The organism is Nostocoides australiense Ben110 (assembly GCF_001050535.1).
Taxonomy (GTDB): domain Bacteria; phylum Actinomycetota; class Actinomycetes; order Actinomycetales; family Dermatophilaceae; genus Nostocoides_A; species Nostocoides_A australiense.
This window is the reverse complement of the sequence record NZ_HG764815.1, coordinates 1,234,557-1,261,106: the sequence shown is the minus strand read 5'-3', so window position 1 is coordinate 1,261,106 and position 26,550 is coordinate 1,234,557. Positions and strand designations below refer to the sequence as shown.

Below are 26,550 nucleotides of genomic sequence, written 5' to 3'. Positions count from 1 at the left end.
AGCGCGGTGGCAACGAGGGGGAGACGGCGACGGAAGCGGAGCCTCATACGCGAAACGTATGAGGCTGGCGAAACAGTGCACAGGCCAGCCCGCGAATTGACGTCCTACCTGTTATCAACGACGGGCACCACAACCTACGCGGGAGTAACTTACGGTTCCGTAGGTTAGAATGGGACATATGACAGCCGCCCCGCCGCGTCCGGCGCGTGGAGTGCTCCCCGCTCTCACCAGTGGGGTGTGGAAGGTAGCAGCTGCAGCCGCCCCCCCCCATCGTGCCCACCGAGATTCTCGACATGATCGCGCCCCTGCGCGCCGGTGCCGAGTTGCGCGGGCGGATCGTCGCGATCCACCGGGAGACCGACGACGCCGCGACCGTCGTCATCCGGCCCGGCAAGTCCTGGCGGGGGCACATCCCGGGCCAATACATCCGCATCGGGATCGACATCGACGGTGTGCGCCACTGGCGCGCCTACTCCCTGACCTCCCGGTCCGACGCTGCCGACGGCACCATCTCCATCACCCCCAAGGCGATCCCGGACGGCCTGGTCAGCAACCATCTCGTCCGCGACGTCCGGCCCGGCACCCTGGTCATGCTCGACCAGGCCGTCGGCGACTTCGTTCTCCCGGCCACGCTCCCCGCCAAGATCCTCTTCGTCACCGGCGGCTCCGGCATCACCCCTGTCATGGGCATGCTGCGCAACCTGCCGCTGCACCCGGCCGCCGACATCATGCTGCTGCACTCGGCGCCCCAGCCCCAAGACGTGGTCTTCGCCGCCGAGCTCGCCGAGCGCGCGGCGAGCGGACAGATCCGGCTCAGCGTGCGGCATACCGACGTCGACGGGATGCTCGACTTCGCCGGCCTCGACGCCGAGGTCCCCGACTGGCGTGAGCGCAAGGTCTGGGTATGCGGCCCCACCGGTCTCCTCGATGCCGCCGAGATGCACTGGGCCGCCCACGAACTCACCGACGCGTTGCACGTCGAGCGATTCCGGCCGACGATCATCGAGCCCGGCGAGGGCGGCGAGATCACGCTGCTGGACAGCGAGCTGACCATCGACGCCGACGGTTCCACCCCGATCCTCGACGCGGCGGAGGACGCCGGCGTCCTCATGAAGAGCGGATGCCGCATGGGCATCTGCTTCGGTTGCGTGGTGACGATGCGGCAGGGCGCGATCCGCGATCTGCGCACCGGTGAGATCACCACCGTCGAGCCTGGTGACGAATTGCCAATTCAGACGTGCATCAACGCGGTCGCAGGGTCCTGCGATCTGGAAGTCTGATAGCGGACGCCCCCCGAGAGGACACCCCAACATGACCCTGGCACCGGACCGCACGTCGATCTCCCCGACGGCACCGCACGTCAGCGAGCCCACGCATGTGGCTGCGCCGCACCATACGCTCAACACCCGGCTATCGGTGAGCGGCGGCGCCGAGCGCACCCACCCGCCCAAGAAGTCGGGCGAGCCCAACCCGATGGGGCACCTGACCAACGAGCAGATCGAGCAGATCGGCATCGAACTCGACGCCATCCGCGCCGAGGTGATGAACTCGCGCGGGGCCAAGGACGCGGCATACGTCCGGCGCATCATCAAGACCCAGCGCACCCTCGAGATCGGCAGCCGCGCTCTCCTGCTCTTCAGCGGCGTGAAGGTCAAGGGCGTGCGGCCGGCGTTCTGGCTCGGCACCGCCGGCCTGTCGCTGGCGAAGATCCTCGAGAACATGGAACTCGGCCACAACATCCTCCACGGCCAGTGGGACTGGATGCGCGACCCCAAGATCCACTCCTCGACGTGGGACTGGGACATGGCCTCCCCGGCGCGGCAGTGGCAGCACAGCCACAACCAGCTGCACCACACCTACACCAATGTGCTCGGCAAGGACACCGACCTCGGCTACGGCCTGCTGCGCGTCGACAAGGACCAGCAGTGGGAGCTGTTCCACCTCGGCCAGCCGATCTGGCACCTGGTCAACGCGATGTTCTTCGAATACGGCATCGCGGCCTACGACCTGGAGTTGCGCGGCAACCTGCAGAACTGGGACCAGCTCTCCGACGAGGACAAGGCCACCTTCAAGGCCAACCTGCACGAGATGCTCACCAAGATCCGCAAGCAGTGCACCAAGGACTATGTCGTGCACCCGCTGCTGTCGGGCCCCAACTTCGGCTGGACCTTGCTGGCGAACTTCTCCGCCAACATCGTGCGCAACGTGTGGTCCAACACGGTCATCATCTGCGGGCACTTCCCGGACGACATCCAGACCTTCGAGACCGACTCCATCGACGGTGAGACCCGCGGCGAGTGGTACATCCGCCAGATGCTCGGCTCGGGCAATATCTCCGGGCCGACGCTGCTGCACATTCTCAGCGGCAATCTGAGCAACCAGATCGAACACCACCTCTTCCCGGACATGCCGTCCAACCGCTACGAGACGATCTCGCCCCAGATCCGGGATCTGATGCAGCGCAACGATCTTCACTACACGAGTGGTCCGTTGCTGAAGCAGGCCTACCAGGTCTATCGCAAGGTATGCCGCCTCGCCCTCCCCAACGAGGAGCCCGGCCGCACCCGCTGGTCGGTCGTGCGCGGCGAGCTCGGCAAGGTGCTCAAGGGCCAGGGCGGGGCGCGCACGAAGCGTCACGCGCCCTCGACCGCCAGCTGAGTTTCGCTGGGGCGCTGCGGATTTCGGTATGCCGTCGCTGCCCCTCTTCCCGCTGGCGACGGTCGCCGTGCCCGGCGGGGAGCTGCCGCTGGTGATCTTCGAACCTCGCTATCGGGCGCTGCTCGCCGACGTGCTTGCGTTGCCCGAGACCGAGCGGATCTTCGGAGTGGTCGCGATCCGTTCCGTCGCGGGCACGAGGTGGGAGCCGGGCGAGCCGAGCAACTGTATGACGTGGGCACCGCCGTCCGGGTCGTGAGCGTCCACCCGATTCCGGCCGGGATCCGCGTGGGTTGCGTTGGGGTGCAACGCTTCCGGCTGGATGCGCGGGTGCCTGGGGCCGACTATCTCGTTGGCGAGGTGACCTGGCTCGATGAGGAGCCCGGCGATGTCGACGCGCTGCCCGAGCTGGTGGTCCAGCTCCGCGAGGCGTGGCTCACTTACGCCGACAGCGTCGGCGCTCCGGCGCTGCTCGATCCGCCGGCTCCCGTTGCCGATGGGGTGGACGGGGACCGGGCGAGAGCACTGGCATACGCAGTCCTCGACCAGCTCCGATTGCCCCTTGCGGAACGCCAGCACGTGCTGGAGGCCGTCACGACGAGGGAACGCCTGCAGGAACTGGTGGCCCGTGTGCGGCGCGAGGTGGGGTTAGCCGCCGCGCTGCAGGCCCGGCCGCTCGCGCCACCATCCGTCGGCCCCTCTCTGAATTAACGCCTTGAGGGCGATCACGTCGGCGTCGACCCGAACGTCAGCTGCGGCGATGACCCTCTGTAGGGTTACTGCCGAGTAACGGCACACCCAGGAGGGCCCGCGTGGCGGCACAAGAACGGATCATCATTCTCGGTGCGGGACCCGCGGGACTCGCCACGGCGGGGGCGCTGGCGATGCGTGGCATACAGGCGACGGTGCTCGAGCGGGCCGGCGATGTGGGCGAGAGCTGGCGGCGGCACTACGACCGGCTGCACCTGCATACGACCCGGCGGCTGAGCGGCCTGCCCGGGGTGGAGATTCCCGCGGCCTATGGGCAGTGGGTCTCGCGTGAGGATCTCGTGCGCTATCTCGAGGGCTACCGCGACCACCATCGCATCGACGTGCGCACCGGAGTGGACGTCGTTGCCGTGGAGCATGGTTCGGATTTCGACGGGGCACCGTGGGTGGTGCTGGACGCGGGCGGTGGGCGATGGCTAGCCGACCACGTCGTCGTGGCGACGGGCTACAACCACACGCCGGTCGCCCCGTCGTGGCCGGGACAGGACGGGTTCACCGGTGAGGTCATCCATGCCTCGGCCTATCGCAACCCCGGGCCGTTCATCGGGCGGTCCGCCCTCGTCGTCGGCACCGGAAACACTGGCTGCGAGATCGCGCAGGATCTCGCCGAGCATGCGGTGTCGCCGGTATGGCTGTCCTACCGCACCGCGCCGCACATCCTGCGCCGCACCACGGGACCGGTGCCGCAGCAGTGGACCGGGGTCGCCGTCCGTCGCCTGCCGCCGCGGGTCGTGGACCGCCTCGGCGCTGTCGTCGAACGCATCTCGATGCCCGACCTGACGGCATACGGGCTCCCTCTGCCCCAGGCCGACCTGTATTCGCGCGTCGACGACGCCTCGATCCCGGTGCAGGACGTCGGAATCGTTGCCGCCATCCGCAACCGCAGCGTCCTGCCGGTCCCGACGATCGAGCGCTTCGAGGCAGCGCAGGTCGTCCTGGTCGACGGGCAGCGGCTGCGACCGGATGTCGTCATCGTGGCGGCGGGCTATTCGCGCGGCCTCGAGCCGATGCTCGGGGCCCTCGGCGTGCTACGCGCCGACAGGTGTCCGGTTGTGCACGGTGCCCACAACCCACCCGGGGCTGCGGGGTTGTGGTTCAACGGCTTCACCAACCCCATCTCCGGGATGCTGCGCGAAATCGCTATGGACGCCAAGGCGATCGCCGCCGCGATCATCGCTGAATAACGTTCTCGCGCCCAACGTCCAGCCATGGCCGGATGGACTCCCGGACATACCTCGTCTCGACGGCCATGGGAAGCATGAGCGCATCGACGCCGTTACCCACCAGTAGTCGGGGGTAGGCACCCCCACTACTGATGGATACCGGCGTCGATACCGGGGCGGACGTGGTCGCGGTCATCCGGTCCGCTGGCTGAAACCGCTAGGCAGAAGCGGCGTGCTCGCTCGCATCGACGGCGGCCCGGCCGGCTTCGAGACGCGCGACGGGCACGCGGAAAGGGCTGCACGAGACATAGTCCAGACCCGCAGCGTGGAAGAAGTGGATCGACTCCGGGTCGCCGCCGTGTTCGCCGCAGACTCCGACGTGGATCCCGGGCCGGGTGGCCCGGCCGGCTTCGACGCCCATTTTGACCAGCTTGCCGACACCGAAGCCATCCAGGGTCTCGAACGGCGAGATCGTCAGGACGCCCGACTCGAGGTAGTCGGCGAAGAACGCACTCTCCACATCGTCGCGCGAGAAGCCCCACGTCGTCTGCGTCAGGTCGTTGGTGCCGAAGGAGAAGAACTCGGCCTCCTCGGCGATCCTGCCGGCAGTCAAGGCGGCACGCGGCAACTCGATCATGCACCCGATCGGAATCCGCAAGGCGGTGCCAGTGGTCGCCGTGACATCGGCGATGATCTTCTCGGCGCGGTCGCGGATGATCTGCAGTTCGCGCACCGAGCCGACGAGCGGGACCATGATCTCCGGCTTGGGCCGCTTGCCCTGGCCGAGGAGTTCGACCGTCGCCTCGGCGATCGCCCGGATCTGCAAGTCGAACAGGCCGGGGATCTTCAGCCCGAGCCGCACGCCACGCAGACCCAGCATCGGGTTGGCCTCGTGCATGCGCTGGACCGCGGCGAGCAGCTTCAGCTCGTGGGGATCGGCCTCCTCGCCCTTGGCCTCGGCGACGGCAACCTTGACCGACAGCTCGGTCAAGTCCGGCAGGAACTCGTGCAGCGGCGGGTCGATCAGCCGGATCGTCGTCGGCAGGCCGTCCATCGCGGTGAGCAGTTCGACGAAGTCCTGCCGCTGGACCGGCACCAGCGGGTCCAGCGCGGCCGTGCGCTCGTCCTCGGTCTCGGCGAGAATGACCGCCTCGACATAGGTGCGGCGCTCGCCGAGGAACTGGTGTTCGGTGCGGCACAGGCCGATTCCCTGCGCGCCGCGCTCGCGGGCGCGGATCGCGTCCTCGGCGGTGTCGGCATTGGCGCGCACGCGCAGCCGCCGGACACCGTCGGCATAGCGCAGCAGCCGGTCGACGGAGTTGATGAGGTCCTGGGTCTCCGGGTCGCCGTGCGCGGCCTGCTGGGCTGCGTCGATGCCCTCGGAGATGTAGACCATGACGGGGGAGTCGACCACCGGCACCTCCCCGACGAAGATCTCGCCGGTGGCCCCGTCGATGGCAATGATCTCGCCCTCGTGCAGGACCGTGCCACCAACGGTCACGGTCTTGGCGTTCGGATCCACCTTGAGCGCCTCGGCGCCCACGACCGCGCACATGCCCATGCCCCGGGCGACGACAGCCGCGTGCGAGGTCTTGCCGCCGCGGGCAGTCAGGACGCCCACCGAGGCGACCATGCCCGGCAGATCGTCTGGTGAGGTCTCCCGGCGGACGAGGATGACCTTGGCCCCTGCCTCCTTGCGGGCCGTGGCGCCGTCGTTGTCGAAGACGATCTCACCGACCGAAGCACCGGGGGAGGCGCCGAGGCCCTTGGCGAGCGGCATGACGCCGGAGTCGGCGGCGAAGTGCGGGAAGAGCAACTGGCTGAGCTGATCCCCGCTCACCCGTCCGAGCGCCTCGTCCATGGTGATCAGGTGCTCGTCGACGAGTTGGGTCGCCACGCGGAAAGCAGCGGCGGCGGTGCGCTTGCCGATGCGGGTCTGCAGCATCCACAGCTTGCCGCGCTCGACGGTGAACTCGATGTCGCACAGGTCGCGATAGTGGGTCTCGAGCTGGCGCATGGCCGCGCGCAGATCGGCATACGACTTCGGGTCCAGCTTCTCCAGCTCGGCGAGCGGCAACGTATTGCGGATGCCGGCGACGACATCCTCGCCCTGGGCGTTGGACAAGTAGTCCCCATAGACGCCGGAGTGGCCGGTGGAGGGGTCACGGGTGAAGCAGACGCCGGTGCCGGAGGTCTCGCCGAGGTTGCCGAAGACCATCGCCATCACATTGACGGCGGTACCGAGGTCGTTGGGGATGCGCTCGCGGCGGCGATAGAGCCGGGCCCGCTCGGTGTTCCAGCTGTTGAAGACGGCCTCGATGGCCATATTGAGCTGGGTGCGGGGATCCTGCGGGAACTCCAAGCCCGCCTCGTCCAGGACGATCTGCTTATAGGCCGCGACGACCTCCTTGTGGTCCGCAGCGGTCAGCTCGGGGTCGCTGGCGACGCCGGCCTTGGCCTTTTGCGCATCCAGCGCCGCGGCAAAGAGTTCACCGTCGATGTCGAGGACGGTCTTGCCGAACATCTGGATCAGGCGCCGATAGGAGTCCCAGGCGAAGCGTTCGTCGCTCGCGAACTCGGCAAGACCCTGGACCGAGGTGTCGTTGAGACCGACGTTGAGGACGGTCTCCATCATGCCCGGCATCGAGAACTTCGCTCCCGAGCGGACGGACAGGAGCAGCGGCTCCTTGTCGGCGCCGAAGTGGCGCCCGATCTGGTCCTCGGTCTTGCGCAGTGCCTGGGTGACCTCGACACGCAACGCGTCGGGGGACTTGCCGTCCTTGAGGTAGGCCTTGCAGGCCTCCGTGGAGATGGTGAAGCCGGGCGGAACCGGCAGCCCCATGTTGACCATCTCGGCAAGGTTGGCACCCTTGCCGCCCAAGAGATCCTTCTGGTCCTTGTTACCTTCGCTGAAATCAAAAACGAATGTCGCCATGATCGCCTCCTTGCGTCGACTCATGCTTACACCCCTCCCAGGCCCCCACCGACCAAAAGACCAGCATGAGGAACGCAGGTCGACCTGCTGACATACCCCCGTCCATCCGGCCTACCATGCGAAAATGATTGGGGGAGTGCGTTATCGCCGTCGCAACAGGCGATAGTGAACAATTGGTGACCGGATCCGATGGTGAGACGGCTCGTGATCAATCAGACAGGACGGGAGGGAGCCGCCGGTATGCCGCGTTCCTGGACCGGGCAGGAGGTCGCCGAGGTGGTGGCGGCCCACCCCGAGTGGCTGGGAGCTCCTCTTTCCGCTGGGGAGCCGCATCGCGTGGGCAGGGGCGAGTCATACGAGGCGTGGCTCCCCGCTCCTGCAGGGCCGCTTGTGCGTTTCGCCCGCCGTCCGATCGGGGAGCTCCCCGCGGATCCTGCGGAAGAGGTCGCCGGTATGCGGCTCGCCCCTCAAGGCGTTGGCCCGCGCCCGATCGGGGCGGACGTGCTGTGGGTCGACGACGAGCAGTACCCGGTGGTCGCCCAGGAGTTCGTGCCTGGTCGCGTCCTCGCGCCGATCGAGTGGACCGGCGCGCTCCGGCGCGTGCTGGCAGCGCAACTGGCGACGCTGCATACCGTGACCTATCCGCGTCCCGGTTCCGTGCGCGGGGTGTCGCAAGCCCTCGATCCCGAGCCGGGACGGCTCGACTTCGCGGCCGAGGTCGACGGGATCATCGACCACTGGGCTCCCCGGCTCCCTGGTGCCCCCGGTGAGGCGTGGGCTGCGCTCTGCGGTCCCATGCAGCGCTATGCCGCCGAAGTCGCCCCCGAAATTGCTGCCCTGCAAGAGTTTTCGCTCATTCACGGTGACCCGGTGCTCACCAACATCGTGGTCGATGGCAATCGGCCGGTGCTCATCGACTGGGAATGGACCCAGATCGGCGATCCCGCCCGCGACCTGGGGTTCATCGGTGGGGCGGTTCACGCGGGGGACTGGTATGCGGCGCTCACCGACAAGCAGATCACCGACCTGCTGCGGGCGTACGTGAGCGCCGGCGGGCGCGGCGAGGTGGTCGCCTTGCGGCGGCGACGCGACGCCTGGCTGGCCGCCGAAGGCTTGGCAGTGCTTGCCTATCTGTGGTGGGTCGACGCCGACCCTGCCCAGGCGATCACCCCAGCCAATCGCTCCGCCGCCGCCGACCTGCAACGGACCGTCGCGGCATACCTCGCCGCCTGGTGACCGGCGAGCACGAGGCTCGGGTTCAGCTGCGGACCACCATCACGGGGCACGCGGCCTCGTGCAGGAGCGCGTGCGAATTGGATCCGAGGAGGAGCCCGGCGAAGCCACCCCGGCCGCGGGAGCCGACGACGACCAGCCCGGCCTTGTGCGATTCGCGCCCGAGGACGAACGCCGGGGCGCCGTCGAGCGTCGCCTCCTCGATCACGAGATCGGGGTGCTTCTCGCGGACCTTGGCGGCCGCGTCGGCGACCATCGTGTGCGCCTCGTGGCGTAGCGCCTCGTCATACTCCGCGACCGTGGCCCCATCGCTGGCGATCGTGGGAATGAAGGCGTGATATTCGAGGGCCCGTACGACGCGCAGCGGAGCGCCCGACCGCTCGGCGACCTCGGCAGCCGCCTCCAGTGCGGCACCGGATGGCGCGAGGTCGTCGACGCCGACGACGACCGGGTGGTCGGCGTCGGGCCGGACCGGCCGCGTCGGCCCACGCGGCGGGACCCGCACCACGACGACGGGGCAATGTGCGTGCGCCGCAACGGCATACGCGGTGGACCCGAGCAGGACCGACGTCAGGTGCCCATGCCCGCGGCGTGCCCGTGACGACGAGGTCGGCGTCATGACTGGCCTCCACGAGATGCCTGGCGGCATTGCCCAGCGTCCGGTGCACCGTGACGAGGTCTTCGCCCAAGGCCTCCTTGGCCCGGGTCACGGAGTCTGAGTCTCCGACGACATCGGATCGCGCGTAGGCCCAATCACCCCCACCCACGCCCGTGCCGTAGACGGCCAGGTCCACCTCGGCGGTATGGACCAGTGTCAGCGGCAGACCGGATCTGCGGGCTTCCTCGATGGCCCAGGTCAGGGCCACCTCCGACGACGGCGAACCGTCATACCCGACGACAACTCCACGTGCTGCGGTCATGGCAACTGCCCTCTTTCTGCCCTTCCACCGTACGCCTGACGCACCCGACAAAACAGGGGAGAGACGTGTCTGCTGCGTCTCCCGTCGAGATGTCGATTCGACCCGTCGAGATGCCACTTCGGCGGGGAATCCGGCGGGGCGGGCGGGGTCGACCTGGCAGGCTAGCCACATGACCCGGCCCCCCTTCGCCCTCCTGGTCACCGGGGCCCCCGGTGCAGGCAAGTCGACCGTCGGCGCGGAGCTGGCGCGCCGGCTGCGGGCCGCGCTGATCGACCTCGACCCGGCGACGGAAGCGCTCACCCAGGTCGTGGCCGGCTTGCTCACCGTAGACGATCTCGACGACCCGCGGCTGGCGAATGCCACTCGGGCAGCACGCTATTCGACGATCGAGGCGCTGGCGGTCGAGTCGCTGCGGGTGGGCACGGACGTCGTACTCGTGGCGCCCTTCACGGCGGAGCGGCGCGACCCGGCCGCCTGGTCGGCGCTGCGCGGGCGCCTGGAGTCCGCGGGCGCGCGGGTGGTGCTGGTATGGCTGCGCATCACCCCCGCCGAGATCACTCGCCGGGTCGCGCAACGCGGGGCGCAGCGGGATCTCGCCAAGGGCGATCCCGGCTGGATCGGGCGTCTCGACCTCACCGCCCCAGTGGTGCCGCACCTCGTGGCAGATGCTTCACTGCAGCCCGAGCAGGCCGCGGAAAGCGTTCTGGCCCAGCTGGATTCGCCCCAAACACAACGTAACCTCTGCTAGCAGAGGTTAGTCGAATCTGCACACCTAGCACGGTGTGTAGATTCGACCAGGGTCTGCTAGCAGAGGTTAGGTTGACCTGGTGGGGGCTAGGTCAGCACTTTGACTTGTAGGCGGCCTTGCCACCGTCACCGGACAGGTTGTCCTTGGTGATGATGGTGAAGCCGGTCTGGATCTTCTTCTCGACGGTGCCGCCGGTCAACGCAGCGTTGGCCTGCTCGACACCGTCCATGCCGATCGTGTTGGGCTGCTGGGCGACGAGGGCCTGGACGGTGTCCTCCTCCAGCGCCTTGATCTGGTTGGGGCCGGCGTCGAAACCGACGATGGTGATCCCGGTCTTGCCGGCCTGGCGGACACCGGTCGCGGAGCCTTCGGCGGCGAAGAGGTTCGTCGCGAAGATGCCCACGATGTCGGGGTCCTTCTGCAGGGCGGCGCTGACCAGGCGGGCGCCGGTCGAGGGGTCGTTGTGGCTGTACTGGACGCCGAGGTAGCTGAACTTGGAGTCCGTCTTGACGGCGTCCTCGAAGCCCTTCACGCGCGCGTCGACGGTGGAGACTCCGGGGTCGGTGGAGATCACCAGCACCTTGCCGCCGTCCGGCTTGGCCTGCTGGATGGCCTCGAACGCGGCCTTTCCGCCGCCGACGTTGTCGGAGCTGATCTCGGACACGGCGAAGGACGGGTCGTTGACGGTCGTGTCGACCAGGACCACCTTGATGCCGGCCTTGGCGGCCTGCTCCAGGGGCGCCTGCATCGCTTGGACGTCGGTCGGAGCGACGAGCAGAGCGGCCGGCTTGCTCGCCGTCACCGAGTCGACGATCGGCTTCTGCAGCGTCGGGTCGAACTTCTGCGGACCCTGCGTGGTGACGGTGTAGCCGAGTTCCTTGGCCTTCTCCTGGATGCCGCATTCCATGGTGATGTAGAACTCGTCACCGGCGACGCCCTGGACGAACGCGATCGACTTGTTGGTGTTGGCGGCGGCCGTGCCACCGCTGGCCGACCCGCTCGAGGTGGAGTCGGTCTTGGCGCTGCTGCAGCCCGCGACGGCGAACATGGCCACGGCGCTGAAGGTGGCGAACTTGGTGAGGGGCTTCATGCCCGGATTCCCTTCTGTTGGTGCTGTTTTTCTGTTCGATTGCTGGGTATGCCGGGTGGTCCGGCCTGCTGGTATGCCGGGTGGTCCGGCGCGGGGGGTGCGCCCGCTGAGTGCGGCTACTTGCCACCTCGCAAGGCCGCTGCGCGGCGCTGCTGGTCGACGTAGACGGCGGCGATGAGGATGGCGCCGACGGCGACGGTCTGCCAGTAGGGCGAGACGCCGATGATGACGAAGCCGTTCTGCAGCACGGCCGGGATGAAGAGACCGACCATCGTGCCGAACATCGACCCCTGACCACCGAAGACCGAGGTGCCACCGATGACGACGGCGGCGATGACGTTGAGGCTCGTCAGGGAGTTGCCGGCGATCGAGGTGGTCCCGAACTGTGCCAGGGTCATGATGCCCGCGAGCCCGCCGAGGAATCCGGCCAGGGCGTAGATCATGATCAGTTTGCGGTCGACGTTGATGCCGACCCGGCGGGCCGACACCTCGTTCGAGCCGATCGCATAGGTGTAGAGGCCGAATCGCGTGCGGTGCAACAGGATCCCGCCGAGGACCACGACGATCAGAGCGATGATGACGATGACAGGGATCCCGGCGATCCGGCCGTAGCCGACGGCGTCCTGCAACTCGGTGGGCACCGAGCGGATGTCGAGACCGCCGGTGATGATCTGGGCGAAGCCGAGGGCGATCGACATCGTGCCGAGCGTGACGATGAGCGGCGGCACCTTGGCCTTGGCGACCACGATGCCGTTGAGCATGCCCCAGAGCAGGCCCGCGACGAGCGCGACGGCCGTGCCGACCGCAGCCGTCGACCAGCCGGAGCCACCCATCTTCTCCATCGTGAGCGCCGAGACGACCGAGGAGAAGACGAGCACCGAGGCGATGGACAGGTCGATGCCGGAGGTGATGATGATGAAGGTCATGCCGACCGCCAACACGGCCCAGATCGCCAGGTTCTGGCCGATGTTGATCATGTTGTCGCCGGTCATGAACTGGCTCGGCGCCTTGATGGCGAAGAAGGCCGTGATGAGGACGAGGACCCCGAGGATCCAGATCGACTGCATACCCTTGAGGCGTTGCAGCAGTGGTCCCTGCGCGTCGCCGACATCCATCGCGGCGTTGCGGTTGGCATCGCGGGCTCGCGAAATGTGATCCGTGGCGCCGAGCGAGGTCGATTGCTCGGCTACGGGGTCGGGGCTGCGCGGCGCCGGTGCGTTGGTCACGTCGTCGTTGCTCATGCCACGTCCTCCCTTCGGTCCAGGGCACCGGTCATGGCACCGACCAGTTCTTCGATGGTGGTCTCCTTGGCCTGATAGGTCGCGACGCGGTGGCCGAGCCGCAGCACCTGCACCCGGTCGGCGACGTCGAGGACCTCGGGCATCGAGTGCGAGATGAGCACCACGCCCAGCCCCTTGTCGCGCACCCGCCGGATCATGTCGAGCACGTTTTGCGTCTGGACCACGCCCAGCGCGGCGGTGGGCTCGTCGAGGAAGAGCACGCGGTCGGCCCACGCCACGGAGCGGGCGATGGCGACGCTCTGCTTCTGGCCGCCGGACATCTCACCGACCGGGGTGACGACCGACCGGACCGCGGACCCGAGGTCGCGGAAGGCGTCGGCGGCACCACGCCGCATACGGCCCGTGTCCATGAAACCGAGCTTGCCCAGGAGTCCGGGGCGCATGATCTCGCGACCGAGATACATGTTCTGAGCGGGGCCGAGATGGGGCGCGAGCGCGAGGTCTTGGTGGACGACCTCGATGCCGAGCTCGGACGCGTCCTGTGGGGTCGCGATGGTCACCGGATTGCCGTCGAAGAGCACTTCGCCGGCGTCGATCTCCAGGTTGCCGGTGATCGCCTTCACGAGCGTCGACTTGCCGGCCCCGTTGTCGCCGATGAGGGCGACGACTTCGCCGGGGAAGACGTCGAAGTCTGCACTGTCGAGCGCCTGGACGTGCCCGAACTTGCGGCTGATGCCGCGTGCCTCCAGGACGGCGGTCATTGTCGTACCTCCATTGCTGTCACCTTCGTGCGCTTCATGTCGTTCCTTGTCTGCGGTGCGTCGGGGGGCGGCAGGAGTTCGCCGGAGCCGCGCGGGATCAGCCGCGTGGGCAAGACGATGTCCTCGGGGGCGAGCTCGGTGCCGGAGATGCGGGCGAGCAATCGGTCCATTGCCGCGTGGGCCAGGGTTTCTGGGCACTGGTCGATGACGGTGGTCGGGGGGGAGGTGACGTCCGCGAGCGGGAAGTCACCGAAGGCCACATGGGCCACGTCCCGACGCCCGGCCAGTGCCAAAGCGCGAACCACGCCTTCGGCGATCATGGGCGTGCTGGAGAAGACGGCGGTGGGGGGCGCTGCCGCATCCAGGCGGGGGCGCAGTAGTTGCGTCGAGTCGGTCGCGTCCGCGCAATGCGTCTCGATGATGGTGGGATCGGCGGGTATGCCGTGCGCCGCCAGCGCGGCGAGATAACCGTCCAGGCGATCACTGACCGTGCTGAAGCGCAGGGGCGCGCCTAGGAAGGCAATGCGCTTGTGCCCGTGCGTGATCAGGTGCTCGACGGCGGCTTTCGCCGCTTGCTCGTCGTCGGCCCGGACGACGTCGAGGCCCTGGACGCCGCAGCGTCGGTCGATGAGGACCACTGGGCGGTCCCGCGGGATCTCCCGCCAGATCGGGTCGTCGTCGCCGAAGGGGGCGATGAGCATGCCGGCCACACCACGCTGCACGAGCCGAGCGAGGTGAGCGGTCGCCCGATGGCCCTCGACTCCCGTCGAGGCGACGAGGACGTCCATTCCGAGCTCGAGCGCGCGCGCCTCGGCGACGGCGACGATCTGGCCGAAGAAAGGGTCCTGCAGACGGTCGACGATGACGCCGATGGTGTCGTTGCGGCCCGCCGCGAGACTGCGTGCCGCGGCGTTCGGACGGTATCCGAGGTCGTCGATCGCGCGCTGGACAGCGGCCGCGGTCCCGGGCCGGACATTGGGCGCTCCGTTGATGACGCGGGACACGGTCTTGATGGAGACGCCTGCGGCCTGGGCGACGTCGTAGATGGTCACCCCCGCAGCACCATTCCCCATGTCCAGGCCTCCTTGCCGGTGCCGGGAACGCTGCTCGGTGGGTCCGATCCCACCGTTGCCGTTTCCCGGATTAGCGCTAAGCTACGACTGGATGACAGCGCTGTCAAGAGTCTTGATCGGCGTTACTCGGTTGTTATGACGAGCGCATCCGCTGTTCGTGCCACCCGCCAACAAGGAGCGTCCAATGTCTCGATTTCCCGATGGTCTCTATCTCGTCACCGGTGCCAGCGGTGGCATCGGCGCTGCGACGGTGCGTCGCTTGGTTGCGGAGGGTGCTCGCGTCGCCGCGAGTGGCCGCGACCAGGCCAAGCTCCAGGAGCTCGCCGACGAAACCGGCTGTGAGGCTTTGCCTTTCGACCTGATGGACGAGGACTCGATCCGTGCGGCCGTGTCCGGTCGCGACTGGTTCGGCATCGTCAACTGCGGTGGGGACGGTGGCGAGATCGCGACGCCGATGGACACCGACATAGCCGTTTTCGACCGCGTCATGGCCGTCAACGCCCGTGGGGCGCTGCTCGTCATCAAGTACGCCACGCCCTCGATGGTCGAGGCCGGCCGGGGTGGCTCGATCGTCAACGTCTCGAGCCAGGCCTCCCTCGTCGCCCTCGAAGGCCACATCTCCTATGGCTCGTCCAAGGCCGCCCTCGACAACATCACCCGGGTCTCCGCGCTCGAGCTGGGCAAATACGGCATCCGGGTCAATAGCGTCAATCCGACGGTGATCATGACGCCGATGTCGGAGTGGTACTGGGGCCGGCCCGATGTCGGCGGGCCCTTCCTGGAGCAGATGCCCATGCACAAGTGGGCCACCGTCGAGGACGTCTCGGGCCCCATCGCCTTCCTCCTCAGCGACGACGCCGCGATGATCAGCGGCGTCAGCCTGCCGATCGACGGCGGCTTCACCTCCCGGTGAACGCGCCGCTCGTCGCCGGTCTCGACATCGGCAGTACCAACGTCAAGGTCCAGATCACGGATCTCGACGGACGCGAGATCGTGGGCGCCGACCGGCCGACGCCCTGGCGGGTCGACGCCAACGGGACCGCGTTGGAGCAGGAGAGCCTGCGGCGCACCATCGAGGAGGTGCTGCACGAGGCCGCCGGGCGGCTCGAAAAGCAGGAGTATGCCGGTGCCACGGTCGGTGCGCTGGCTGTCGCCGGCATGGGCGAGAGCGGCTTCGTCCTCGATGATGCCGGCGCCGCGCTGGCACCCGCGATCGCGTGGTTCGACGCGCGCGGCGCCGAGCAGTTGGACGCCTTTCCGTCGAGCTTGCGCGCCGAGTTCGCCGCCCGCACCGGGCTGCCGCTTGGAGTCCAGGTTCCCGTCATCAAGCTATTGTGGTTGAGGGACAACGGAATTCAGCTGCAAGGGCAGCAGTGGCAGAACGTCCCGGAGTATGCCGCCGCCGCGCTTGGGGGTCGCCGCGCCCTCGAGCGTTCCCTGACGGCACGCCTGGGCCTGATCGATCAGGACGCTGAAGGTCCGTGGGCAGATCTGCTTGCGCACATCGGCATCGACGCCTCGTTCCTGCCGCCGGTGGTGGACTCGGCGACCGATCTCGGTGGGGCGAATGCCGACTGGCTGCCGGCAGCATTCGAGGGCGCTCGACTCGCCGTTGCCGGGCACGACCACTTGGTCGCGGCGACCGCCGGCGGCGCCACCGCGGACGGCCGCTACTACGGATCCTTCGGCACCGCCGAGGTGCTCGTGCGTGTCCTGGACACACCCTTGAGCGCGGACGCCCGAGCTCGGCTGGCCGAGTTCTTCATCAACCACGTCCCCCACGTCGAGGCCGGGCGCTATGTGCTCGTCGCCGGCGTCAAGACCGGGCTGATCATGCGCCGCATACTGCACCTGGCCGGCATCACCGATCGGGAGGCGAGGGACCGGCTCGACCGCGAGGTCATGGCATTGCCCGTCGAAGGGTCCCTGCCGCGCGGAGCCGTCACGGTCGGAGGTGCGCGCAATGACGACGGCATCCTCGCGCTGCGGGTCGCGCACGACGGCGCGGGACCGGCGGAGGTCTTCGCGGCCGCGCTCCGCCACGGCAACGACGAACTCGCCCGGCTCATCGAGGCGATGGACCGCGAACTGCCCCCCGCGACCGGCTCGGTGCTGGCCGGCGGGTGGGTCGGCATGAACAGCGTCGGCCGGGCCCGGTCCCTCGTGCTGCCGGACCTGCACCTTTCCACGCGGGCGCAGGACACCGCATACGGCGCGGCTCTGACTGCCGCGCGTCTCCTCACCACGAACTCACCAACGCCCATCGAAGGGGAAAACCCATGAGTCCCATGACCACCATCGAACGCCGTGCGCTGCAAGCGATTTCGACTCCAAACGGGCACATGCTCATCGTGGCGGCCGACCAGCGCAACAGCATGAAGGCGGTGATGACCGACGCACCTGACGGCCCCGGCTCGGTCACGCCGGACCAGCTCATCGAGGCCAAGGCCGACCTCGTGCGTCACCTCGGCAACAACGCCCCGGCCATCTTGCTCGACCCTGAGACCGCCCTGCCGCAGGTCGTCGACGACGGCACGCTGGCCCGCGGGAGTGCGCTCGTGGTCGGCATGGATCAGTCGGGTTACGAGACGGTCGACGGCTTGCGTTTCACGCGGGTGGTCGAGGGGGTCACGCCCCGCCGAGTGCGCGACCTCGGCGGTGACGCCGCCAAGATGCTCTGGTACATCCGGCCGGACAAGCAGGACGCGAATTCGCTCGTGGGGCAGGAGATTCGCGAACTGACGGCCGCGTGCGAGGCCGAGGGCGTGCTGTTGATCGTCGAGATCCTGACCTACCGTTTGGAGGGAGAGACGGAGGAGGACTACCGCGCGGCGTTCCCCGGTTTCATCGCCGACGTCGCTCGGCTGAGTGTCGAGTGCGGAGCGAAGGTGCTCAAGCTGCCATACCCCGGCTCGGCCGAGGCCTGCGCGGCGGTGACCGAGGCGGCGGCTGGCGCCCCGTGGGCCGTGCTGTCCGCCGGCGTCGATCACGAGACCTTCATCGGACAGGTCCGCACGGCCGTGGCCAATGGCTGCGCGGGCGCGATGGCCGGCCGGTCGCTGTGGAAGGACAGCCTCGCCGTCGATCCGCAGGTCCGCACGCAACTGCTCACCGAGCGCGCCCTCCCGCGCCTGCGCGAGTTGGCTGCCACCGTTGACGGCGCCGCCTGATCCCCGTCGAGTGAACACCGCCACGCGATCGAGTGAACATGCTGTCGGGTAACGACCCGACAGCATGTTCACTCGATGTGCTCGCGGTGTTCACTCGACGCGAGGTGGGGGCCTAGCTCAGGCCGACGATCTCGCCGTCGACGAGGTCGATCTTCTCGGCGTTCGGATGGCTGGACAGGCCGGGCATGGTGCGCATGTCGCCGCAGATGGCATAGACGTAGCCCGCGCCCGCCGCGGCGCGCACCTCGCGGACCGGCAGGCGCCATCCCGTCGGGGCGCCGAGCAGCGACGGGTCGTGCGAGATCGACAGGTGGGTCTTGGCGATGACGACCGGCAGGCCACCGAAGCCGAGCCGCTCGTACTCGGCGAGGGCCTTGGCCGCCGGTGGGGCGAAGTCGACGCCGTCGGCGCCGTAGACCTGCTTGGCCACCGCCTCGATCTTCGCGGTCAGGTGGGCGTCGGAGGCATAGGTGAACCGGAACCGGCTCGGTGTGCGCAGCGCGTCGACGAGCGTGCGCGCGAGATCCTCGGCGCCCGCACCCCCGTTGACGACGTGGGTCGAGACGGCGCACTTGACGCCCATCTCGGTGCACAGGTCGCGAATGACCTGATGCTCGGAGTCGAAGTCGGTGTCGAAGGCGTTGATGGCGACGACCGGCCAGATGCCGAAGCCCTCGATGATCTGAATGTGCTTGCGAAGATTGGCGATTCCGGCGCGTACGTCGCCGGGGTTCTCGGCGAGCAGCTCCGGCGGCAACGCTTTGCCCGGGGTGATCTTGAAGCGTCCGGAGTGCGCCTTGAGGGCTCGCACGGTCACGACGAGCACGGCGGCATCGGGCCGCAACCCTGCCACCCGGCACTTGACGTTGAAGAACCGCTCGGCGCCCATGTCGGAGCCGAAGCCGGCCTCCGTGAGCACGATGTCGGCCCGGCGGGTGGCGACGATATCGGCGACGACGGAGGAGGAGCCGGTGGCGATATTGCCGAACGGGCCGCAGTGGATGAGGGCCGGCGTGCCCTCGATCGTCTGGAGCAGGTTGGGGTTGAGCGCGTCCTTGAGGATCACGGCCATCGCCCCGGCGGCGCCGAGGTCGTCAGCGGTGACCGGCCGGCCGTCATACGCATAACCCACGACGATGCGCCGCAGGCGCGCCTTCAAATCGTCCAGCGAGGTCGCGAGCGTCAGCAGCACCATGACCTCCGACGCCGCTGTGATGTCGAAACCCGTCTGCCGGGTGACGCCGTCGATGCGGGCGCCGAGGCCGACGACGATATTGCGCAAGGCCCGGTCGTTGACGTCGAGCACCCGTCGCCAGGTGATATTGCGCGGGTCGATGTTGAGCGAATTGCCATGGTGCAGATGGTTGTCCAGCATCGCAGCCAGGAGATTGTGCGCCGCTGTGACGGCATGGAAGTCGCCCGTCAGGTGCAGGTTGAGCTTGTCCATCGGCACGACCTGCGCGTAGCCGCCGCCTGCCGCACCACCCTTGATGCCGAAGGTCGGGCCCATCGACGGCTGGCGCAATGTCACCGCGACGGTCTGCCCAATGCGCGACAGCCCGTCGGCAAGCCCGACCGCAGTCGTCGTCTTCCCCTCGCCGAGCGGCGTGGGGGTCACGGCGGTGACGACGACATACTTCGCGCGTTGTGCTGTCGGCTGGCCCTCGGCGGTCAGGACGTCCAGGTCGATCTTGGCGACGCTGCGGCCATACGGCTCGACGAAGTCTTGGGGGATGCCCAGTCGGTCCGCGATCTCGTGGAGCGGACGGAGACTGGCTGCGGTGGCAATCTCGAGGTCGGAGGGAATACCCATACCAGCATCCTGGCACTTCGCGTGTGGTCAGCGAGCCGCGCAGCCCGGCTGACCGGTTCGCGCAGTTTCATCGCGCGGGCGGCGCCGAGTGGCGTCCACTTCTCGCAGACTTCGCGGTATGACGATTGGCAGGCTGGGGAGGGCGGTGGCCGTGTGTGCGGTGCTGGGTTTGGGTGCCACTTCTTGCAGTGACCCGGGATCGGAGCCCTCGGTGTCGAGCGCCAATCGCACCTCGACGCCCGTCTACGCGTCGGCGACCGACACGCGAACGGGCGCCTCCGGCTCGGCGTCGAGCAGCCCCGAGCGGCGCGTGACGGAACCGACCGCGGACACGGCCGGACCGGCATACCCGATGACCAAGGCGGACCTGATCGTCGACGGCATCGACTGGCGTATGCCCGATTGGGTTCGCCCAGCGCAGAATTCGGGCTTCTTCTCCGAGTCCGCCTCCCCGGCTGACAAGGTCTACGTTCGCGGCCTCGACCAGAGCTGGCGGCAACTGCAGCCGACACCGGGCAAGCCCATCTACACCGACACCGGCACGGCCCAGGGCATGAGCGTCGAGCCCCTCGACCAGGCGCTGGCGTAGTCGGGTGACGTCTGGATGCGGATCTTCGCCAGCGGCGTCGACTGGGCGCCGGAGTGGGTCGCAACCGAGTGCAAGGTCGAGGGCTTCGCGTCCGACGACGACGGCTTGCCGCACCTGTCGATCTGGGACGACTGCGTCTGGGGACACCTGCTCGGTGGCGGTATTGGCCAAACGCGCGACGGACGCGGGGATCGGCATCCGCAACGGCATCCCGGAGATGTCCAGCTTCCACCTCAACGAGGCTCCGGCCTACGGGTCGCATGTGCAGCCCGACGGCCACTTAGGCCACCCCACGACGTGTCCTCGCTCCTTCGTCGCTCCGGTACTCCGCGGGGACCCCGTCCCATCGGTCGCTTCGTTACACGTCCCAGTCGTCGACGAAACCCTCCCCACCCACAATGGTGAATATGTCGTCGCCATGGAGAACGAGTGCTTCACCGACTGCGGCTTCGACGCGGGGGACGAGCTGGAGTATGCCGCACCCAGACCAGCCTGAAATCCCTTCAGCTGCGAGCGAATTGGGTCTACGTAATGCCCACTCAATCCACGATGGACCTGTTCCCGGAGGAGTGGGACTGGGTGCGCTTGTCGATCGGCCGCACGCCCGCCACCACCGCCGACGCCTGGGCCGACCTTCGGGAGGCGGAGGACGTCTACCGGCGGGACAACGACTTGCTGCCGTTCGACGGCACCAGCGAGTGGACGAACAAGCCGTCGGTCCGCAACCTGAACGCTGGGTGGTGCAGAAGGACGTGAGGGGGCCGTCGCGCACACCACCGATGTCGATGTGCACACCGGAGTGTTCGAAGAGGAGAACGGCGAGGCCAAGGAGGGCCTGTCGACCAAGGTCGCCGACGGGGACATTCGACTCGCGTTCGACATCGACGGCCGGTTCACTGCCGCAACGGATCCCGGCTCCGAGGTGGCGATCAAGGTGACCTTCTGGGATGCCGGCGGGCCGTTCCGCGTGGTTGCGGCGGACTACGCGTCCGATCCGGTCACCCCTGGTGGTCAAGACGCCTGACGGACGGCTACGGCCACGCTGCCCGCGAAGGCCCTGGACGGCACGCAGATCGGCGACACCGCCTTCGTCGTCGAGGCGACCACCGACGCCGACGCGATCGCTCGACTAGGGGATGGGCTCGACGGTGGCTGCGGCGGCGAGCTCGGCGGCGACGCGTGGATCGATATGTCCCGCAACGGGATCGAGGACGGCGGCGCCGGAGGCTCCGATGGCCAGGCGCAGCGCCTCCGGCCAGGAACGACCATCGACGAGGCTGACTGCGATGGCGGCGACGAGGGCGTCGCCGGCGCCGGTGGGGTTGCCGCGCAGGGGGCGTCCCGGAGTCGCGCGCCACGCGCCGTCGGGGCCAACGCACAGCAGACCTGCTTCGCCGTCGGAGGCAACGACCACGGCGTGTGGTGCCTGGGCGCGCAGTGCCTGCACCCCCTCGATCCCCTCCGCCCCGACCGTCGCGCGCAATTCGTGCCGGTTAGGTTTGACGACGCTCGCACCGGCAGCGAGGGCCGCGAGCAGCGGGGGACCGGCGACGTCGACGACGGTCAGGACGCCCCGATCTGACGCTGCCGCAACGCATTCCGCGTATGCCGTTTCGGGAGCTCCGGGTGGGACAGAGCCGCTGAGGACAAGCACTCGGACGTCGCCGGAGTCGAGGAGGGCGTCCAGTGCCGCGCGCACGTCGGCCCATTCCTGGTCCGGCATCGCCGGTCCGGCCTCGTTGAATGCCGTTGTCGTGCCGTCGCTTTCGACGACCGTCACCGTGCGGCGGGTATGCCGTGTCGTCGCCACCGTGGTCGCCACGAGTCTGCTCGCGCGAAGGTTGTCGGCGTAGGTCGCACCGGCTGGCCCGCCCAACGCGGCCAGCAGATGGGTGCGCCCCCCGAGCTGCGCCGCAACGCGGGCGACATTGGCCGCCTTGCCGCCGGCCCGTTCCACGACATCCGAAACCCGTTGCGCCTCACCATGAACCATGCGATCGATGCGGTAGGTGACGTCGAGAGCCGGATTCAACCCCAGACACAGGATCAGGCCCGTTGCACTCTCGATGGGCGTTAGGTGTTCACTCGACGGGTTTTCGGTGTTCACTCGACGGGGGGTGGGGTTCACGAGGGGGATCCCGGGGCGGTTGGGGTTGCCGGGGATGCGGCGGGAGTGGTGAGAACGGCGAGCAGAGCGGCGATGAACCCGGCGTCGAGGGTGTCCCCGGCGCCGGTCGTGTCGACGGGATCGAGCGGCATACCCGGCTCGTGGAACACCTCGCCGCGATACACTGCGAGCGCACCGCGTCCGCCGTCCTTGACCACCACAGTCGGACCATAGCCCGCCACGGCGCGGGCGGCGACCGTGAGGTCGTCGGTGCCGACCCGTGCGACACCACGCGCCATCCCGAGGGACCTCTTCGGCGTTGGGCAGCAGGTAGTCGACGAAGGGCAGCACCTCTGCGAGGCCGGCGAAGGCACCGGATGGGTCGAGGTCATGTCGACGCGCTTTGACAACTCGGTGAGCGTCATACCCCGCTCCTCGAGCAGGCGATCCACATTGCAGACGATCCGGCCGTCCTCGTCGGCCGGCATCTCAAGCCAGTCCGTCGTCGTCGCGCAGCTGTATGCCGCGGCGCCAGACTTCGGCGAGGACGGCGATGAGGAGTCCGCCCACGAGTGGCACGAAGGAGAAGTAGTAGCCGTTCGCGACGATCGGCGCGACGGCGGAGTTTTCCAACAGCCAGCGATCCAGCAGCTTCGATGTATCGATTGTCGATCTTATCGAATATCAACATATATCGAGACTCGATAAGTCTCGTGTCAACCCCTCGGGTCTGGCGCGTTTGCGGTGTGTTGCGGGGTCGCCTGATCACGGTGTCGTGAGTACCGTCTTCTTTGACACGCTTTATCTGTCACGGGAGGAGGCCGGTATGGCGGCATACGAGAGCACCGCTGAGTTCACCATCGAGATGACCCCTGTGGAGGGCCCGCTCCAAGGCACCAGCCGGTTCGACTTCACCAAGGTCTGGACCGGCGCGATGGAGGGCCGGGGCGCGGGGGTGATGCTCTCGGGCGGTGATCCCAACGTCGGCGAGGCGGGGTATGTCGCGCTCGAACGCTTCGAGGGCACCGTGGACGGACGGTGCGGGTGCTTCGAGTTGCAGCAGTTCGGGCTGATGTCCGGTGGCGAAGGGAGCCTGTCGTATGCCGTCGTCCCCGGCTCCGGCACGCGCGATCTGGCCGGCATCCAGGGCACGATCGACCTAAACACCTCCAACGGCCACCACGTGACCTTCCGCTACACCCTGCCGGACTGAACCCGCCCTCAGGCGGGTGTCATTCCTCGCTTGTGGAAGGGGCGGTAGGTGCCGTAGCCGGGCCAGTAGGGGAAGGGGATGATCCGGTGCACGGCGCCCTGAGAGGAGGACTCCTCATACCCCCAGTAGGACGTGTGCTCGGCGTCGGCCCACTTGTCGAACAGGACGACATGGCGGGTCGGGTCGAGCAGGAGGTCGCCACGCTTGAGCTGGGGCTTCTTGATGAAGTCGCCGACGCGGCGCAGGGTGTATGTCGACAGGCCCGGGCGCGCGAGGCCGTAGGCGAACGAGACATAGCCTGAGCAGTCGGTGCGGTAGCCGTTGTAGTAGCTGGTCTGGCTGTAGGGCACGTCGGCATCCACCCAGCGCTGGGCGCGGTTGCAGGCCTGTATGCCGGTGGCGACGATGGCGCGCTCGTCATCTTCGGCGAGCGCGGGGGTGGCTAGCCCGAGGAGGGCGGCGGGGGCGAGCAGGAGTGCGTCGCGACGCACGAAAGCGCCGCGGTTTGTGCTGGTCATACGGGGAGATCCTCCGGGGGGCTGGGGCGGCCCGCCGGAATCCGGGCTCGCCACGCGAGGTGTGACGAGGGTAGCGAATGTGACCCATGGAGCGGAAGTGCCTCCCGAGTCATGTGGGCCGCCCGAGCATGATCGCCTCCGCGATCCTGCAAAAACGGCTAGTGACCAGCCGCAAAAACGGCTAGCGACTAGCCGCTTATGCAGCACCTCGCCAAATGCCTCGGCTTGGTCATGGGCTGACGAGATCCCCGCCCAGGGCTGATCTCAGGCGGCGCGGCGCTCAGGGAACAGCCCGGGTGGTCCCGCGCTGCTGTCGCCGCCGGGAACCGCGTAGATTGCTGCCACGTCATTCACGGTGCGTGGCGGGCTTCGCCACGCGCATTGACACGCCGCGACACGGCCGGCCGCAGGTAGCGGGCCAGAGGGAGTTCTGAGTTATGACCGAGCAGCCGGTTCAGGATGCGGCCGTCCAGCCGCTTGCGCCGCCCACCGAGACCCTCACGCTCGAAGCGCCGCCGGCGGTGCTCGCGATCCCCGAGACCGCTGCCCCCAAGATGGCGCCGGCGGTGCCGGCGAGCGCGGTGCCGATGCTCGACCAGAAGGTCGACTCTTATCTCGATGCGCTGATGAAGAGCGAGACCAAGTCGCCGGATTATGAGGCCAAGGCGACCGAGATGCGCACCATGGGTGACGACGACATCCGGCGCGCCGCCGAGTCGTCCAACCGCCTGCTCCAGAGCCCGGTCAAGGCGCTCCAGGAGGGCGGCCTGGCCAGCGGCTCCAAGGTCGGCAAGACCCTGCTCGAACTGCGCCGCACCGTCGAAGAACTCGACCCGAGCCAGGCCAGCGGGACCAAGAAGGTCCTCGGCATGATCCCCTTCGGCGACAAGATCACCGACTACTTCCGCAAGTACCAGTCCGCCCAGAGCCACCTCAACGGCATCCTCCACAGCCTGCGCAACGGTCAGGACGAACTGCAGCGCGACAATGTCGCCCTCAACCTGGAGAAGCAGCAGCTGTGGGACTCCATGGGCCGGCTCAACCAATACGTCTACATCGCCGAGAAGCTCGACGCCAAGCTCGCCGCCCAGATCGCCACCCTCGACTCCAGTGACCCCGAGAAGGCCAAGGCCCTGCGCGAGGACGTCCTGTTCTATGTCCGCCAGAAGCACCAGGACCTGCTGACCCAGCTGGCCGTCAGCATCCAGAACTACCTGGCCATCGACATCGTCATCAAGAACAACATCGAACTCATCAAGGGCGTCGACCGGGCGACCACGACGACGATCAGCGCCCTGCGCACCGCTGTCATCGTCAGCCAGGCCCTCTCCAACCAGCAGCTCGTCCTCGACCAGATCACCGCACTCAACACCACGACGAGCGGCCTGATCGAGCGCACCTCCGAGATGCTCAAGGACAACAGCATCCGCATCCAGGAGCAGGCCGCCAGCGCCACCATCGGCCTGCCCCAGCTGCAGCGGGCGTTCCAGAACATATACGCCACGATGGACGCGATCGACACCTTCAAGGTGCAGGCGCTGGACAACATGGCCGCCACGATCGGCACCCTCGAGACCGAGGTTGCCAAGTCCCGCAGCTATCTCGACCGGGTGCAGCGCCAGGATCAGCGGGTCATCTCCGGCAGCCTCGACATCGGCAAGACCAACACCTTCTAAGACACGCCGCGACGAGCTGATCGAGACATGGGTATCGGGGAATGGTTCGGTTTCGGGAAGAAGAAGGAGCCCGAGCCGATCATCGAGGTGCCCGCGGCTCCGACGAGTGAATCCCTCGCTGCCGCACTGGATTCGGTCGAGGCGATGGCCCGCGACGGCAAGGTGCCGCCGATGGTCATGGCACGACTGAAGCGCGTGACGAATGTCGTGCGCCAGACCATCCCCCGCCTGGACAACCTCGGCGCCGGGAGCGCCTCGGCCTACAACGTCATGGCCACAGCGACCGACTATCTGCCGGGGGCGATCGGGGGCTATCTGCGCCTGCCGCGCGACTGGGCGGACACCCGCCCCGTGGACCGCGGCAAGACCTCGCTGCTCATCCTCATCGACCAGCTCGACCTGCTGGGCGGGACGATGGACAAGGTGTACGACGCGGTCAACCGCGCCGACGCCGAGGCCCTCGTCGTGCACGGACGATTCCTGCAGGAGAAGTTCGGGACCGCCGCCGGCGGCGAACTGGGGCTGGGCGCCGACGCGCAGGTCCCGCCGCAGCCGACCAGCGGATCGTATGACGCGGGCGGGCGGCTGGCCCCGCCGACCGCAACCCCGGCGTGGCCGGCCCCGGACGGGCAATCGGCTTTCACCGGCACGGATTGGCTTGCGCCGGACAAGGATCCGGACACCGGGGATGTCCCCAAGGTGATCCACCCCGCGACGCCTGCCACACCGCTTCGCCCAGACTCGACCACGCACGCCGGCTCGGCCACCGCCGAGCCGGGCCGCCTGACGCCCCCCACGGGAAGGGACGCCTGACACATGACCATTCCGGCCGACAACCTGCGCACCGCCGTCGACCAACTGGCCGCCGCCGCCACCG

28 protein-coding genes and 1 pseudogene are annotated in these 26,550 nt (G+C 68.2%); 17 read left to right on the top strand and 12 right to left on the bottom strand.

Annotated features, from left to right (window positions below; translation table 11 throughout):
- Positions 1 to 293 precede the first annotated feature (293 nt).
- The 5 genes from BN11_RS06060 (at position 294) to BN11_RS06040 (ending at position 4,607) form a co-directional block, all read left to right on the top strand.
- Positions 294 to 1,280, top strand: coding sequence for a ferredoxin reductase (locus tag BN11_RS06060; protein WP_083433973.1), 987 nt, complete (start codon positions 294 to 296; stop codon positions 1,278 to 1,280).
- A gap of 31 nt (positions 1,281 to 1,311) precedes the next feature.
- Positions 1,312 to 2,658, top strand: coding sequence for a fatty acid desaturase family protein (locus tag BN11_RS06055; protein WP_083433570.1), 1,347 nt, complete (start codon positions 1,312 to 1,314; stop codon positions 2,656 to 2,658).
- Between the two features lie 28 nt (positions 2,659 to 2,686).
- Positions 2,687 to 2,914, top strand: coding sequence for a hypothetical protein (locus BN11_RS22450; RefSeq protein ID WP_048695783.1), 228 nt, complete (start codon positions 2,687 to 2,689; stop codon positions 2,912 to 2,914).
- Positions 2,911 to 3,366: an LON peptidase substrate-binding domain-containing protein gene (locus tag BN11_RS06045; protein WP_235435381.1), complete on the top strand. Its 456-nt coding sequence runs from the start codon at positions 2,911 to 2,913 to the stop codon at positions 3,364 to 3,366. The genes BN11_RS22450 and BN11_RS06045 overlap by 4 nt, the downstream gene beginning before the upstream one ends.
- 101 nt (positions 3,367 to 3,467) lie before the next feature.
- Positions 3,468 to 4,607: a flavin-containing monooxygenase gene (locus BN11_RS06040; protein WP_157044000.1), complete on the top strand. Its 1,140-nt coding sequence runs from the start codon at positions 3,468 to 3,470 to the stop codon at positions 4,605 to 4,607.
- A gap of 196 nt (positions 4,608 to 4,803) precedes the next feature.
- Here the strand turns inward: BN11_RS06040 and ppdK are convergent, their stop codons facing one another.
- On the bottom strand, positions 4,804 to 7,521 hold the full coding sequence (ppdK, locus tag BN11_RS06035; protein ID WP_048695772.1) for a pyruvate, phosphate dikinase: 2,718 nt from the start codon (positions 7,519 to 7,521) through the stop codon (positions 4,804 to 4,806).
- Between the two features lie 240 nt (positions 7,522 to 7,761).
- On the opposite strand from ppdK, the gene BN11_RS06030 reads away from it, so the two are divergent.
- On the top strand, positions 7,762 to 8,757 hold the full coding sequence (locus tag BN11_RS06030; RefSeq protein ID WP_162213174.1) for a phosphotransferase family protein: 996 nt from the start codon (positions 7,762 to 7,764) through the stop codon (positions 8,755 to 8,757).
- 22 nt (positions 8,758 to 8,779) lie between these two features.
- Here the strand turns inward: BN11_RS06030 and BN11_RS06025 are convergent, their stop codons facing one another.
- Positions 8,780 to 9,373: a universal stress protein gene (locus tag BN11_RS06025; RefSeq protein WP_162213310.1), complete on the bottom strand. Its 594-nt coding sequence runs from the start codon at positions 9,371 to 9,373 to the stop codon at positions 8,780 to 8,782.
- 25 nt (positions 9,374 to 9,398) lie between these two features.
- Positions 9,399 to 9,674 (bottom strand): annotated as a pseudogene (locus BN11_RS26045) (universal stress protein); the annotation flags it as partial.
- 169 nt (positions 9,675 to 9,843) lie between these two features.
- Here BN11_RS26045 and BN11_RS06020 point away from each other — a divergent pair.
- Positions 9,844 to 10,422 carry an AAA family ATPase gene (locus BN11_RS06020; protein ID WP_048695764.1) on the top strand — a complete coding sequence of 193 codons (579 nt, stop codon included), beginning with the start codon at positions 9,844 to 9,846 and terminating at the stop codon, positions 10,420 to 10,422.
- A 91-nt stretch (positions 10,423 to 10,513) separates the two neighbouring features.
- Here BN11_RS06020 and BN11_RS06015 read toward each other — a convergent pair whose 3' ends face one another.
- The 4 genes from BN11_RS06015 to BN11_RS06000 form a co-directional block, all read right to left on the bottom strand.
- Positions 10,514 to 11,512 carry an ABC transporter substrate-binding protein gene (locus BN11_RS06015; RefSeq protein WP_048695760.1) on the bottom strand — a complete coding sequence of 333 codons (999 nt, stop codon included), beginning with the start codon at positions 11,510 to 11,512 and terminating at the stop codon, positions 10,514 to 10,516.
- A 116-nt stretch (positions 11,513 to 11,628) separates the two neighbouring features.
- Positions 11,629 to 12,753 carry an ABC transporter permease gene (locus BN11_RS06010; RefSeq protein ID WP_201329232.1) on the bottom strand — a complete coding sequence of 375 codons (1,125 nt, stop codon included), beginning with the start codon at positions 12,751 to 12,753 and terminating at the stop codon, positions 11,629 to 11,631.
- Positions 12,750 to 13,514, bottom strand: a complete 765-nt coding sequence (locus BN11_RS06005; RefSeq protein WP_048695754.1) for an ATP-binding cassette domain-containing protein — start codon at positions 13,512 to 13,514, stop codon at positions 12,750 to 12,752. Before BN11_RS06005 ends, BN11_RS06010 begins: the two co-directional genes overlap by 4 nt.
- On the bottom strand, positions 13,511 to 14,587 hold the full coding sequence (locus tag BN11_RS06000; protein WP_083433565.1) for a LacI family DNA-binding transcriptional regulator: 1,077 nt from the start codon (positions 14,585 to 14,587) through the stop codon (positions 13,511 to 13,513). Before BN11_RS06000 ends, BN11_RS06005 begins: the two co-directional genes overlap by 4 nt.
- 184 nt (positions 14,588 to 14,771) lie before the next feature.
- On the opposite strand from BN11_RS06000, the gene BN11_RS05995 reads away from it, so the two are divergent.
- The 3 genes from BN11_RS05995 to BN11_RS05985 are packed head-to-tail and all read left to right on the top strand — an operon-like array spanning position 14,772 to position 17,757.
- Positions 14,772 to 15,500 (top strand): SDR family oxidoreductase, encoded by a 729-nt coding sequence (locus BN11_RS05995; protein ID WP_048695747.1) that lies wholly within the window; start codon positions 14,772 to 14,774, stop codon positions 15,498 to 15,500.
- The gene (locus BN11_RS05990; RefSeq protein WP_048695744.1) at positions 15,497 to 16,870 is read left to right on the top strand and encodes an FGGY family carbohydrate kinase; all 1,374 of its coding nucleotides are present in this window, start codon (positions 15,497 to 15,499) and stop codon (positions 16,868 to 16,870) included. Before BN11_RS05995 ends, BN11_RS05990 begins: the two co-directional genes overlap by 4 nt.
- Positions 16,867 to 17,757, top strand: a complete 891-nt coding sequence (locus BN11_RS05985) for a tagatose-bisphosphate aldolase (RefSeq protein WP_048695740.1) — start codon at positions 16,867 to 16,869, stop codon at positions 17,755 to 17,757. Before BN11_RS05990 ends, BN11_RS05985 begins: the two co-directional genes overlap by 4 nt.
- A 112-nt stretch (positions 17,758 to 17,869) precedes the next feature.
- Here the strand turns inward: BN11_RS05985 and BN11_RS05980 are convergent, their stop codons facing one another.
- On the bottom strand, positions 17,870 to 19,570 hold the full coding sequence (locus BN11_RS05980; RefSeq protein WP_048695735.1) for a formate--tetrahydrofolate ligase: 1,701 nt from the start codon (positions 19,568 to 19,570) through the stop codon (positions 17,870 to 17,872).
- Between the two features lie 211 nt (positions 19,571 to 19,781).
- On the opposite strand from BN11_RS05980, the gene BN11_RS05975 reads away from it, so the two are divergent.
- The 4 genes from BN11_RS05975 to BN11_RS05960 all read left to right on the top strand — a co-directional run bounded on the left by BN11_RS05975 (position 19,782) and on the right by BN11_RS05960 (position 21,183).
- Positions 19,782 to 20,159: a hypothetical protein gene (locus tag BN11_RS05975; RefSeq protein ID WP_048695733.1), complete on the top strand. Its 378-nt coding sequence runs from the start codon at positions 19,782 to 19,784 to the stop codon at positions 20,157 to 20,159.
- Between the two features lie 154 nt (positions 20,160 to 20,313).
- The gene (locus tag BN11_RS05970) at positions 20,314 to 20,655 is read left to right on the top strand and encodes a hypothetical protein (RefSeq protein ID WP_157043999.1); all 342 of its coding nucleotides are present in this window, start codon (positions 20,314 to 20,316) and stop codon (positions 20,653 to 20,655) included.
- Positions 20,656 to 20,690: 35 nt separating this feature from the next.
- Positions 20,691 to 20,915 (top strand): hypothetical protein, encoded by a 225-nt coding sequence (locus tag BN11_RS05965; protein ID WP_157043998.1) that lies wholly within the window; start codon positions 20,691 to 20,693, stop codon positions 20,913 to 20,915.
- Between the two features lie 31 nt (positions 20,916 to 20,946).
- Positions 20,947 to 21,183, top strand: coding sequence for a hypothetical protein (locus BN11_RS05960; RefSeq protein WP_048695725.1), 237 nt, complete (start codon positions 20,947 to 20,949; stop codon positions 21,181 to 21,183).
- Between the two features lie 105 nt (positions 21,184 to 21,288).
- Here BN11_RS05960 and BN11_RS05955 read toward each other — a convergent pair whose 3' ends face one another.
- The 3 genes from BN11_RS05955 to BN11_RS22445 form a co-directional block, all read right to left on the bottom strand.
- The gene (locus BN11_RS05955; RefSeq protein WP_162213173.1) at positions 21,289 to 22,266 is read right to left on the bottom strand and encodes a 1-phosphofructokinase family hexose kinase; all 978 of its coding nucleotides are present in this window, start codon (positions 22,264 to 22,266) and stop codon (positions 21,289 to 21,291) included.
- A gap of 17 nt (positions 22,267 to 22,283) precedes the next feature.
- Positions 22,284 to 22,565: a carbohydrate kinase family protein gene (locus BN11_RS24635; protein ID WP_201329231.1), complete on the bottom strand. Its 282-nt coding sequence runs from the start codon at positions 22,563 to 22,565 to the stop codon at positions 22,284 to 22,286.
- 190 nt (positions 22,566 to 22,755) lie between these two features.
- Complete coding sequence (locus BN11_RS22445; RefSeq protein ID WP_157043996.1) at positions 22,756 to 22,899, bottom strand: hypothetical protein; 144 nt, start codon at positions 22,897 to 22,899, stop codon at positions 22,756 to 22,758.
- 142 nt (positions 22,900 to 23,041) lie between these two features.
- On the opposite strand from BN11_RS22445, the gene BN11_RS05945 reads away from it, so the two are divergent.
- Positions 23,042 to 23,479: a DUF3224 domain-containing protein gene (locus tag BN11_RS05945; RefSeq protein ID WP_235435380.1), complete on the top strand. Its 438-nt coding sequence runs from the start codon at positions 23,042 to 23,044 to the stop codon at positions 23,477 to 23,479.
- Between the two features lie 8 nt (positions 23,480 to 23,487).
- On the opposite strand, the gene BN11_RS05940 is transcribed toward BN11_RS05945, so the two are convergent.
- Entirely contained in the window at positions 23,488 to 23,997 is a 510-nt protein-coding gene (locus BN11_RS05940) for an NlpC/P60 family protein (protein WP_048695717.1), read from the bottom strand.
- A gap of 437 nt (positions 23,998 to 24,434) precedes the next feature.
- Here BN11_RS05940 and BN11_RS05935 point away from each other — a divergent pair, with 437 nt between their 5' ends.
- The gene (locus tag BN11_RS05935; protein WP_048695715.1) at positions 24,435 to 25,673 is read left to right on the top strand and encodes a toxic anion resistance protein; all 1,239 of its coding nucleotides are present in this window, start codon (positions 24,435 to 24,437) and stop codon (positions 25,671 to 25,673) included.
- A gap of 27 nt (positions 25,674 to 25,700) precedes the next feature.
- Complete coding sequence (locus tag BN11_RS24630; protein WP_201329230.1) at positions 25,701 to 26,486, top strand: hypothetical protein; 786 nt, start codon at positions 25,701 to 25,703, stop codon at positions 26,484 to 26,486.
- Positions 26,487 to 26,550: the final 64 nt, after the last annotated feature.